The 11,708-nt window shown below is 29.3% G+C and carries 11 protein-coding genes; 3 read left to right on the forward strand and 8 right to left on the reverse strand.

Annotated elements, in window-relative coordinates; all coding sequences use genetic code 11:
• Positions 1 to 104: 104 nt before the first annotated feature.
• The 5 genes from BWR22_RS09875 to BWR22_RS09900 form a co-directional block, all read right to left on the reverse strand.
• A complete protein-coding gene (locus BWR22_RS09875; protein ID WP_076733510.1) occupies positions 105 to 2,879 on the reverse strand; it encodes a bifunctional aconitate hydratase 2/2-methylisocitrate dehydratase in 2,775 nt (924 codons plus the stop codon).
• A 534-nt stretch (positions 2,880 to 3,413) separates the two neighbouring features.
• Positions 3,414 to 4,367, reverse strand: coding sequence for an AAA family ATPase (locus tag BWR22_RS09885; RefSeq protein ID WP_076733512.1), 954 nt, complete (start codon positions 4,365 to 4,367; stop codon positions 3,414 to 3,416).
• A gap of 16 nt (positions 4,368 to 4,383) precedes the next feature.
• Complete coding sequence (locus tag BWR22_RS09890) at positions 4,384 to 5,835, reverse strand: peptidylprolyl isomerase (RefSeq protein WP_076733513.1); 1,452 nt, start codon at positions 5,833 to 5,835, stop codon at positions 4,384 to 4,386.
• Positions 5,798 to 6,652 (reverse strand): peptidylprolyl isomerase, encoded by an 855-nt coding sequence (locus BWR22_RS09895; RefSeq protein WP_076733514.1) that lies wholly within the window; start codon positions 6,650 to 6,652, stop codon positions 5,798 to 5,800. Before BWR22_RS09895 ends, BWR22_RS09890 begins: the two co-directional genes overlap by 38 nt.
• Before the next feature lies 1 nt (position 6,653).
• The gene (locus BWR22_RS09900; protein ID WP_076733515.1) at positions 6,654 to 8,603 is read right to left on the reverse strand and encodes a peptidylprolyl isomerase; all 1,950 of its coding nucleotides are present in this window, start codon (positions 8,601 to 8,603) and stop codon (positions 6,654 to 6,656) included.
• Between the two features lie 232 nt (positions 8,604 to 8,835).
• Here BWR22_RS09900 and BWR22_RS09905 point away from each other — a divergent pair, with 232 nt between their 5' ends.
• The 3 genes from BWR22_RS09905 to BWR22_RS09915 all read left to right on the forward strand — a co-directional run bounded on the left by BWR22_RS09905 (position 8,836) and on the right by BWR22_RS09915 (position 10,205).
• Positions 8,836 to 9,291 carry an SRPBCC family protein gene (locus BWR22_RS09905; RefSeq protein WP_076733516.1) on the forward strand — a complete coding sequence of 152 codons (456 nt, stop codon included), beginning with the start codon at positions 8,836 to 8,838 and terminating at the stop codon, positions 9,289 to 9,291.
• Entirely contained in the window at positions 9,284 to 9,523 is a 240-nt protein-coding gene (locus tag BWR22_RS09910; RefSeq protein ID WP_076733517.1) for a hypothetical protein, read from the forward strand. Before BWR22_RS09905 ends, BWR22_RS09910 begins: the two co-directional genes overlap by 8 nt.
• A gap of 268 nt (positions 9,524 to 9,791) precedes the next feature.
• Positions 9,792 to 10,205 carry a hypothetical protein gene (locus BWR22_RS09915; protein WP_076733518.1) on the forward strand — a complete coding sequence of 138 codons (414 nt, stop codon included), beginning with the start codon at positions 9,792 to 9,794 and terminating at the stop codon, positions 10,203 to 10,205.
• Between the two features lie 111 nt (positions 10,206 to 10,316).
• On the opposite strand, the gene BWR22_RS09920 is transcribed toward BWR22_RS09915, so the two are convergent.
• The 3 genes from BWR22_RS09920 to BWR22_RS09930 form a co-directional block, all read right to left on the reverse strand.
• A complete protein-coding gene (locus BWR22_RS09920; RefSeq protein ID WP_076733519.1) occupies positions 10,317 to 10,829 on the reverse strand; it encodes a DUF3124 domain-containing protein in 513 nt (170 codons plus the stop codon).
• Positions 10,830 to 10,839: 10 nt separating this feature from the next.
• Positions 10,840 to 11,226, reverse strand: coding sequence for a bacillithiol system redox-active protein YtxJ (gene ytxJ / locus BWR22_RS09925; protein ID WP_076733520.1), 387 nt, complete (start codon positions 11,224 to 11,226; stop codon positions 10,840 to 10,842).
• 65 nt (positions 11,227 to 11,291) lie between these two features.
• Positions 11,292 to 11,708, reverse strand: coding sequence for a response regulator (locus BWR22_RS09930; RefSeq protein WP_076733521.1), 417 nt, complete (start codon positions 11,706 to 11,708; stop codon positions 11,292 to 11,294).

Here is an 11,708-nt window from a genome sequence, read left to right on the forward strand (position 1 = left end):
ATGATATTATAGATTGATTCTAAAATAGTTTTTTTATATGTTAAATTTAAAACAAAAAAAAGCCTGAATTGCATAATTCAGGCTTTTAAATATATAGAAATATATTACCTAACTAATTGTTTTGTTGAAGGTTTAAATTTTGTTAAAACAATACCTTCTACAGCAGCCTCATATTCTGCCATCGTTGGAGTTCTTCCTAAAATAGTTGAAAGCACAACTACAGGAGTAGATGATAATAATGACTCTCCTTTTTTATCTCCAGTATCTTTTACAACTCTACCTTGAAATAAACGAGTTGATGTTGCCATTACAGTATCACCAGGTTCTGCTTTTTCTTGGTTACCCATACAAAGGTTACAACCAGGACGCTCTAAATATAGCATATTTTCGTACTTAGTACGTGCTAAACCTTTAGGTGCGCTATCGTCAAATTCGAATCCTGAATATCTTTGTAATACTTCCCAATCACCTTCTTCTTTTAATTCATCTACAATATTATAGGTTGGTGGTGCTACTACTAGAGGTGCTTTAAATTCCACTTTACCTTGTTGCGCTTCAACATTTTTCAACATTTGCGCTAATATTTTCATATCACCTTTGTGAACCATACAAGATCCCACGAAACCTAAATCTACTTTTTTGGTTCCACCATAGTAAGACAATGGACGAATATTATCGTGCGTATAACGCTTAGAAACATCTTCATTATTTACATCTGGATCTGCAATCATTGGTTCAGCAATTTCATCTAAATCAATAATAACTTCTGCATAATATTTAGCGTCTGCATCTGGCCTTAATGCAGGTTTTATACCTGTTTTAAGTTCTGTAATTCTTGTTTCTGCTTTATTAACAAGCCCTTGAAGTACTTGTTTTTCGTTATCCATACCTTTCTCAATCATGATTTGGATACGTCCTTTTGCAATTTCTAAAGATTCAATTAATGTATCATCTTCTGAAATACAGATTGAAGCTTTTGCTTTCATTTCTGCTGTCCAATCTGTAAATGTAAAGGCTTCATCTGAAGTTAATGTTCCTATATGCACCTCAATAACGCGACCTTGAAAAACATTTTCTCCACCAAATTGTTTTAACATTTGTTGTTGCGTTGCATGCACAACATCACGAAAATCCATATAAGATTTCATTTGTCCTTTGAAGGTTACTTTAACCGATTCTGGAATTGGCATAGATGCTTCTCCTGTTGCTAATGCTAAAGCAACTGTTCCAGAATCTGCTCCAAAGGCGACACCTTTAGACATACGTGTGTGTGAATCTCCACCAATAATAATATCCCAATCTCCAACAGTAATATCATTAAGTACTTTATGAATAACATCTGTCATTGGAAAATAAACTCCTTTAGGATCACGACCAGTAATTAACCCAAAGTCGTTCATGAACTTCATTAATCTTGGAATGTTAGCTTTTGATTTATCATCCCATACTGATGCGGTATGACAACCAGATTGGTAAGCACCATCTACAATTGGAGAAATAACTGTTGCAGCCATCATCTCTAATTCTTGCGATGTCATTAAACCTGTAGTATCTTGAGAACCTACAATATTTACTTCTGCACGAACATACGATCCTGCGTGTAATGTAGCTCCTGAAGTACCAACAGCATTTTTATTAAATATTTTTTCTACTGCTGTTAAACCTTGTCCTTCTATTGAAACCTCTTTTGATGGCGCGTAAACTTGCGGTACATCTATACCTAATACTTTACATGCAAAGGTTTGTAGTTTTTTTCCAAAAACTACAGCGTAAGATCCACCTGCTTTCATAAACTCCATTTTTTGAGGAGTAAATGCTGCAGAAATGTCTTTTAATTCAACATTACCGTGGTATAATTTTTTCTCTTTTGTATTTATTGTTAAAACAGTTCCTGTTTCTACAGAGTACATTTGTTCTAATACTGGTTCTCCATCTTCATCTACAATAGTATTTCCGTTTTCATCTTTTTTAGATACCCAGTTTTTAAGGTCTAAACCTATACCTCCTGTTACACCAACCGTTGTTAAGAAAATTGGAGCAATACCATTAGTTCCTGCAATTACTGGTGCTATATTAATAAAGGGCACGTACGGACTAGAAGGAATACCTGTCCATAATGCTACGTTGTTAACACCAGACATTCTAGATGACCCAACTCCCATTGTTCCTTTTTCTGCAATTAGCATAACGCGCTTATCTGGGTGTTGCTCTTTTAATGCTAATAATTCGTTTTGCATGTCTTTGTTATGTTCAAACATACATTGACCATGCAATTCTCTATCTGAACGTGAATGTGCATCTCCACCTGGTGATAATAAATCTGTTGAAATATCTCCTACTCCAGCGATGTAGGTTACAACCTCTATTTTTTCTTCTACATCTGGTAATTTTGTAAAGAATTCTGCTTGTGCATAACTCTCAATAATATCTTTAGCGATAGCGCTACCGTTATTGTAAGCTTCTTCTAAACGATCTGTATCTGCCTCGTATAAGAATACTTGTGTTTTTAAAACCTTAGCAGCATCTTTAGCTATCTCTTCATTATCTCCTAAAGCTAAATCTAATAATACTTCAACTGAAGGCCCACCTTTCATGTGTGATAATTGCTCTAATGCAAACTCTGGAGTGATTTCTTTAACTATTTCTTCTCCTAAAATAATTTCTTTTAAAAATTTTGCTTTTACTGTAGCTGCACTTGTAGTACCAGGTAAAACATTATAGATAAAAAAGTTAAGAGATTCTTCTCTATGTTCGTTATCTAAATCTTTAATTTGCTCAATGATTTGGCTAAGTAATTTATCACTATCGATTGGTTGTGGATGAAGACCTTGCTCTTTTCGAGTTTCGATTTGCTTAAGATAATCGTTATAAATATTCATATAATAGAATTAATTCTGTTTTATACAGCTTAAAAAGCTGGGTTAGTTTGGTTTGTAATCTTTTAAACTTTAAATATTTTTTAAGGTTAAAAAACACTCTAAAGTCTATTAAAAATTGGTGCCCAAAAATACAAAATATTGAAGAATTAAAAAATTTGTAACACAATCTAAAAATGTTTGCGAATAATTCAAAACAAACACTACAGTAGCTTATTTTTTTATTAAAATGATAATTTGAATGTTTAAAAAATATCAAATTGGTAAAAAAAAACCTAATTGCTTTATTTACAGAAATACTATTAACAAAATAATATTTTATTATTAGAGAATAGCTATTAGCTATTTCTTTAAAAGACATTTAAAAAAACTATTAATTATAGTTATTCTAAATTCTGTTTTTGTTGCCTGTATGAAATTTTTTAGAATATATTACCAATGTAACAAAGCTTAACCTTAAGAGAAACATGAGTAGTATAGGTAACTGATAATATGCAAATTGAAATTTAACACTAAAACAAACCCTTTAGTTTAGATTTAAAAAAGACTTCTTATAATTTGTTCTTCAGTTACGCCTTCAGCTTCTGCTTTATAATTTTTAATAATTCTGTGACGTAAAATACTAATTGCTACAGCTTGAACATTTTCTATATCTGGCGAAAATTTACCATTAATTGCTGCGTGTGTTTTTGCTGCTAATATTAAGTTTTGTGAAGCTCTTGGTCCTGCTCCCCAATCAATATATTGCTTAACCAAGTCTGCAGCAGTATCTTTATTAGGTCGTGTTTTAGCAACCATTTTCACAGCATATTCTATAACATTATCTGCTACCGGAATTTTGCGAATAAGTTGTTGAAAATCTATAATTTCCTTTGCAGAAAATAAAGTGTTTACTTTTGATTTTACATCGCTAGTGGTTGCTTTTACCACCTGTACTTCCTCACTAAAAGTTGGATAATCAAGATTTATAGCAAACATAAAACGGTCTAATTGTGCTTCTGGTAAAGGATATGTACCTTCTTGCTCAATTGGGTTTTGGGTAGCTAATACAAAATATGGTAAATCTAATTTATAATGATGTCCTGCAACGGTTACCGCTCTTTCCTGCATAGCTTCTAGTAAAGCTGCTTGAGTTTTTGGAGGTGTACGGTTTATTTCATCAGCCAAAATAATATTAGAAAAAATAGGTCCTTTTATAAACTTAAAATTTCGACTTTCGTCAAGAATTTCACTTCCAAGAATATCACTAGGCATTAAATCTGGTGTAAATTGAATACGTTTAAAATCTAACCCTAATGTTTGAGCTATAGTATTAACCATTAACGTTTTTGCCAAACCAGGAACACCTATTAATAAGGCGTGACCTCCAGAAAAAATAGAAATTAATATTTGATTTACAACATCGTCTTGACCTACAATTACTTTCGCAATTTCTTGTCTTAATGATTTGTACTTAACTACTAATTGGTTGATAGCTGCTACGTCTGACATTTTTAATTATTCTGTATTATTTTTTAAGCCAATTATTTGTGAAATCACAGTCTCTATATTGTCCGCTTATTTTAATATAAGTGTCTTGGATTTTCTCTTCTTGCCATTTCGCTATAGCATTTAAACGTTTTTCGTTAAGTGCTAGTTCTTTAATTTTAAGATAATCTCTAGCATAATTTGCTTCATGCTCATCTATTCTATCTGTTACGGTAAGAATTTTAAATTGAACGTTTCCTATTTCGTCTCTATCTACAAGAACTTCTGAAACTTCATTATTTGGCAAATCTTGAATTTTAACATAGATTTCTGTATCCATTTTAGTTAATTCAAAATTATAGTCTTGAGTTGCTGGATTAATTAATTGACCTCCTTGATATTTTGTTTCAACTTCATCACTAACTTCTCTTGCTGCGTCTGCAAATGTTATTGTGCCTTCTTCAATATTCTTTTTAGTTTCTTCTATTTTATCTTTAGCTTCTTGAATTGCAGTTTCTGCTACTTCTGGAATCATTAATATATGTCTTACATCATATTCTTGTCCTCTAATTTTTTCAAGTAATATAATATGATAACCATATTGTGTTTTAAAAGGTTCTGAAATTTCACCTTCTTGTAAAGAGAAAGCAACTTCTCTAAATTCTTTTACCATTCTAGGTCTAGCTCTATTCATTGGAGGTAATGCTCCTCCATTTTTTTTAGATCCTGGATCGTCTGAATTAAAGAGTGCTTTGGATCTAAAGTTTGCACCATTTTCTTCTACGTCTTTTTTTATTGCTTTTAGCTTAGCTATTACATTATCTATTTCTAACTGTGTAGGTTTAGGCTCTATAACTATTTGTGCTACTTTTAACTCTGTTCCAAATGTTGGACGTTCTTCTTTAGGAATTTTATTAAAAAACTGACGAACTTCTTCTGGAGTAACTTCTATCTCGTCTATAATTTTACGCTGCATTTCTGATCCTAACTTCTGCGCTTTGTTTATTTCAAACATTTCGTCTCTTAAACTTTGCTCGTCTGCTTTTTTATAAAAATCAAGAACCTTTTGCATATCTCCACCAACTTGTTGCTTGATTTGCTCTAATTGTTGTCCAACATAAGAACGAATTTCGGCATCATTAATTACAATACTATCTTGTATTGCATGGTGTGCGTATAATTTATCTTCTAAAAGCTTTCCAAATAATTGACATCTACTAATTGCAGATGGATCTCCACCTTGTGCTTTTAATTGTAAAAAAGTTTTATCTATATCTGATTCTAAAATAATGTATTCTCCAACTACTGCAGAAACACCATCTACTTTAATATTTGTTGTTGGCTTTATAGTATCTACCTTTTTTTCTACTACAGGTGTTTCATCAATAATTTCTTGTGCTAAAATTCCATTAGCTACAAAAAGTGTTAAGCAAACTGCTATTATGTGTTTCAAATTAATTGTAAATTTCAAATTGTTTATTTTTAATTGCATCTTTTGTAATATCCTTTTCTAATTGTCTCACTAGCTCTAATTTACGCTTGTTTATTACTATTTGTTTAATAGTTGGTTGCACGTATTCTAGTGGTGCTTCGGCGTTTCTAAGTAGAACATCATTAATTTGCATCAAATATAGCCCTAATGAATCTTTGCTTTGTATAAAATTAGATTTTTTTAACAGTTCATTTTTATTATCTGTATTTACTGTTGGTATTTTAGTAATAACTTGATCTAGTCTTATCCATACAGAATCGTTTAAGGAATAGGATTTAAATTGTATAGCTATAGAGTCTAACTCACGTTTATCCTTATTATTAAAACGTTTAAATTTTTGTTTTACCTCATCAAAATCGAGTCTATTTTCATCAATATTAATGTATCTAAATTTTATAAGGTCTTCATTTAGTTTAAAAGCTTGTTTATTTTCATTGTAATACTTGGTTGCTTCTTCTACAGAAACCGTTGTATCAAGGTTTTTATAAACAAGAGCTTCTAAATAGGCCTTACTATATAAATCGTTTTGATATTGTTTTACTAACTGGTTAAATTCCTCTTGCGTATTTTCATCTAAATTTAAAGTCGCTCCTTTTACTAATAGTTGTTCTGTTGCCCAGTTATTAATGTAATTATTAACTAATACAGTACTATCTTGTTTGGTATAATTTTCTGGAAGTATTTTTTTTATATCGTCCTTATATAAGTATGTTTCATTAACTCTTGCTATAGCGTCTTGAGTTTCTGGCTGCTTAAAATATTCGCAAGAAACACTAATAACACTAATAAATAGACAAAAAATAATTTTTTTAAACATACTATTTCTTTAAAACCTGCTTTACTTTATTTAAAACTTCCTCGTTAATTTCTACGGTATATTTTGCCGCTAATTCCTTAAGCCAATTTTCTTCTTTAAAAACTTGATAATCGCTTGTTACACGACCTTTAGCTTCTTCAAAAGTTTTTGGACTTTTAGGTAAAATATTTAATACATTAACAACAACATAAGTTTCGTTATGCTTGTATATTTTAGATATTCCTTCTTTAAATATAAAGTTTTTAGGTAGAGCTTGATGCGCTTTATCCATTTCTCCACTAGAAAAAGTTACATTAATTTGATTTTTTGTGTTTACCAAATTTTTAATTGTTTCAAAATCGCCTCCATTACTCATTAATTTTGAAACTTTTTTAATAATATTTTTCTTTGCTGAAGAAGCAACAACAGCATTTACACGTTCTGGATAAAAATAGTTGTTTTTATGCGCATTATAATATGCTTTTAAAGCAACTGTATCTGTTTTAGATACGTTCCAAATTTTTGTTTCCATTAAATCGAAAAGCAATAAACCATCTCTGTATTCTTCAACAATTTGTGCATAATCAATATTTTCTGTTATTAAATTTTCTTCTTGATATTTTTGTAATTCATTCTCTAAAAAAGTTTCATACAACTTATCTAATATAACAGATATTTTAGAAGATTTATTATTATAATTTCGTTGGCTTTTTAATAAAAACTGACCAAAATCTTTATAAGTTAATTTTTTATCTTGAATTTTTAAGAATATTTTTTCTGCTTCAAAATTTAAAGGCAAACTCCATACATTATCAAAAAAACCATCGTTTATAATACTTTTAAAATAGTTTAAATCATTAGTGTTTTCTGTAATTGTATATTTTTCTTTTAATGTTTTTACTCTAAAATCATTTATAACTTTAGATCTAGAGTCTCTTTTTATTCTAGATTCTAATTGCGGCTTCATTTCTTCTAAAGAAGCGATATCTTTTTTTGCTTTTAATTGTATTACATGCCATCCAAATTGGCTTTTAAAAGGCTTAGAAACCTCTCCTACTGTTTTTAACGAAAATGCAATATCTTCAAATATGGGAGAACTAATTTCACCACTTGAAAAAGATTTAAGCAAACCTCCTTTACTAGCGGTGCTTTTATCTTCTGAAAATTGTTTTGCTAAAGCATCAAATGGCTCTCCTTGCTCAATACGTTTAGCTATTTCGTTTATTTTTGTTTCGCTATTTTGGGTATTATCTTGATCTGTTTTAATCATAATATGCGCAACAGAAACTTCGCCTCTAGCTTTACGCTTATCTAAAACAGTTACAATATGATATCCAAATCGCGTTCTAAATGGTTTTGAAACTTCACCAACATTAGTGTTGTATGCTGCGTTTTCAAATGGATAAACCATTTTAAATGCAGAAAAGTAACCTAAATCTTCTGCAAAAATTGTTTTACCATTATGTACTTCTTGTTGTATATTTTTATAACCTTCATTAATTACACGGTCTCGAAGATTTAAAATTTTATTATATACCTCTAACGTATCTTGAGGACTTGCATTTTCATCAATTTTAATTAATATATGGCTAGCATTTATTTCGGTTTGAAGTCTTTTATGCGCTTCTTCTACTAAAGCTTCTGTAACTTTATTATCTGCTAAAAAGTTTTTAGCTAATTGCTTTTTATAATTTTCGAATTCACGAAGATAACTAGGCTTCTGGTCTAACTCTAATTGTTTTGCCTCTTGTAATTTTCGTTTGTAATTAATAAAAAGTTTTAAATAACCATCTATATCTTTTTGAGATTCGTCTTTAACTAAATCGAGATTTTTATTATAAACCCTAACAAATTCTGATGCTAAAACCGGTGTATTATCTACTGTAAAAAGCACTTCTTCCTCTTGAGCTTGAACCGTAAATAGAGAGGTAAGAATAAAGGATAAAAAATAAAATAGATGTTTAATTTTCATAATTATTTAAAAATAGACAAAGTGTTGCAAAAATAACAATATTAGCCTATAATGCAAGCACAATGCCTAACGATAAAAAAAGAATATTTATTGCAGAAAGAAAAGACATTTAGTTTAAAAACAAATCTTTAAAAAATTACTTTTAACTATTAAAATTAATATTTAAGCGATACTTTACTAACAACTTGTTTAATTTGCATAATTTTAAATTTGAAAAAGTTTTTACCATAAAATGAAATATACTTCGCAGATTATTATTAAAGTTCCTTTAGAACAGTTTATAACAATTCTTGAAAACCATGATAACTTTAAACATTGGCAACGTGGACTAGAAAGTTTTGAACATTTATCTGGAGATATCGGTGTAGTTGGATCTAAAATAAAATTAAATTACTCTTTAGGAAATCGTAAAATGGAACTTGTAGAAACAATTACAGAAACTAATTTACCACATCTATTACATCTTCATTACGATACTAAAGGCGTACATAACATACAGCAAAACTACTTTGAAAGTACAGCACAAGGACACACAAAATGGATAATTAAAAATGAATTTTTAGCAACAAACTTTTTTATGCGTTCTATGATGTTGTTATCTCCAAACATTTTTAAAAAACAAACTATAAAATATTTAAACGATTTTAAAAATTTTGCCGAAAAAGGCATTTCTGTAAAAAATGCGTAAACTAAAATTAATATGGGATTTTAAAGGCCCAGATGGCTTAAAAATAGCCGAGCACCACGAAAAGCATTTAAAAGAATATATTGCAATTGAAAAACTTAGTTTAAACATAACTGGTTTTGAGGTTATTAATAGCTTTCATGCTATTGCTTATTTAGTTGTAAATGAAAATGAAATGAGACCAGTTAGAGACGCTTTAAAACCGCATCGCGGACAAGTTTATATTGAAAATTAGCTATATTTTTAAAGTAAAAATCACTTATACTACACAAAGCAGTTATTTAACAACTCTTTCAATTCACCAACTAATTAATTGATAATGTACCACTTAACGATTACAAGTGAACGATTAATCGAAAACAGCTTTTAAACGAAATAATATATTGTTTTAACGAATAAAATAGCGTTTCATAGAAAATAGAGCACGCACAGTACTGATTATTAGTGTTTAATCCGGATTTAATGTATTTTTACCGAGCTATTACATTATAAATCCTACAACAATGATTAAGTTACCTAAAACATTACTTACGCTTTTTTGCGTATTAAATATTGCATTCGCAACTGCCAGCAATAAAGAACACACCAACCCAAATCCAATTAAAATTCATAACGCTGAAATAGGTATTTTTCCTGGAGATTCTAACAATGGAAGAAAACTTGTTCTTAAAACAAGATTTCTATCATTAAGTCAAGACGTTACTGTTTCTGGTATTAAGGCTGCAAAACATGGCAAAAAAATATTAGTAGTCGCAACAAATGGAGCTATTACTTTTTTACCAAACAATTCAAGCTCTTCTAGTTCAAATAGAATTCTATACAGCCCAAATATGACTATACCACAAGGTGATGCTTTTGAACTTACTTACAACGGATACATAAAAAAATGGGTAATAACAAACACTAATCCAGACTAAAACAAAAATAAGTACAAGAAAAAAAGTCTTAATCGATATATTGATTAAGACTTTTTTCTATCTAAAAACATATTAGCGCACTAAACGCATTAATATAATATTTACTATAATTTAATTTTTAATTTCTACTCCTTGTGTAGTTAAAGATAAACCTTGTTGTCCATAAGTAGTAATCATAACACCTTCAAAATAAGGTGAATTTACTTTTTTAGGAGCCAACCAATCGAAAACAAAGTTAGCACCAGCTCCTCCAGTTTGATCTTTTTCATCAATAACAATCTCAATAGTTTGCATAGGTTTAACAAAGATAGGAGTTGTTAAATACGTTCTAATTAAATCTCCTTTTGTATCATAATAATTAGCAGTTTTAATAAATACAGTATCTCTCTTATTAATATTTCTAATACTTATAGTTGCTGTTAAATCTAATTTTTTATGCTCTGTAATACTATAAATTTGAGAATAGACAGATAAATATGTAGATCCAGAAACTAAAGAGTCTTCTAGTTTATTATTCCATTTATATTTTTCTAAATGATTAGAAGGCAAAGCTTCATTTGTAACATCATTATTACAGTTGAAAATTAGTAAGACTATAAAAAATAAAAATATTGTTTTTTTCATTTAAAAATTTTTAAACAAATTTAGGTAAATCTATTTCATTTATAGCACCATGACTAGCATGAACTACCACTACTTCATTTTTAATAACTAATAATTGTGGCGATTGATGCATTACTTGAAATTTATAACCTACTTCGTTTGAAGTTTCTCTATAATTCAACAAATCGAGATAATACAAGTCTACATTTAAATCTAAATTATAAGCATCAACAAATTGATTAATTACCATTTTACTAATACCGCATCGTGTTGAGTGCTTAAAAATAATTTGCGTTTTAGATTTTGATTTTTCTGCAATAGCCTTCAATTGAGAAACTGCAGTTAATGGAATCCAAGGTAATATTTTCTCTTCTTTAGGCTGAGATGTACCTCCAAATATTTTATTAAAAATTCCCATAAAATTGCTACTATTAAGTATAAAAAAAAATATGTTTTAAAACATATTTAAATTATTTAAAAAAATTAAACACGCCCAATATCACGAAGGCCAGATATTATTTCTTTTAATTGACCTCTTTTTATTGGCTTAATAATATAGTCGGAAATTTCACTAATACCTTTCGCTTTTTCAATATCATTTAAATCTACCGATGACGAAACCATATAAATTGTAATTTTCTTACCTACTCGAGGTTTAATTTTTATATACTCTTCCATAAACTGGAAACCATCCATTACTGGCATGTTTATATCTAACAATATAATATCTGGTAATTGTTCTGAATCATCTATATTATCTAAAAGAAAAGAAAAAGCCTCTTCTCCATCAGAAAAAACCTCAATTTTTTTATTAAAATCTATTGATTCTAAAATTTTTACAACTGTAAACTTATAAATCTCATCGTCATCTACAATGCAGATATTTAAAGTGTTATCCAT

This window comes from Lacinutrix venerupis, from assembly GCF_001971745.1.
Taxonomy (GTDB): domain Bacteria; phylum Bacteroidota; class Bacteroidia; order Flavobacteriales; family Flavobacteriaceae; genus Lacinutrix; species Lacinutrix venerupis.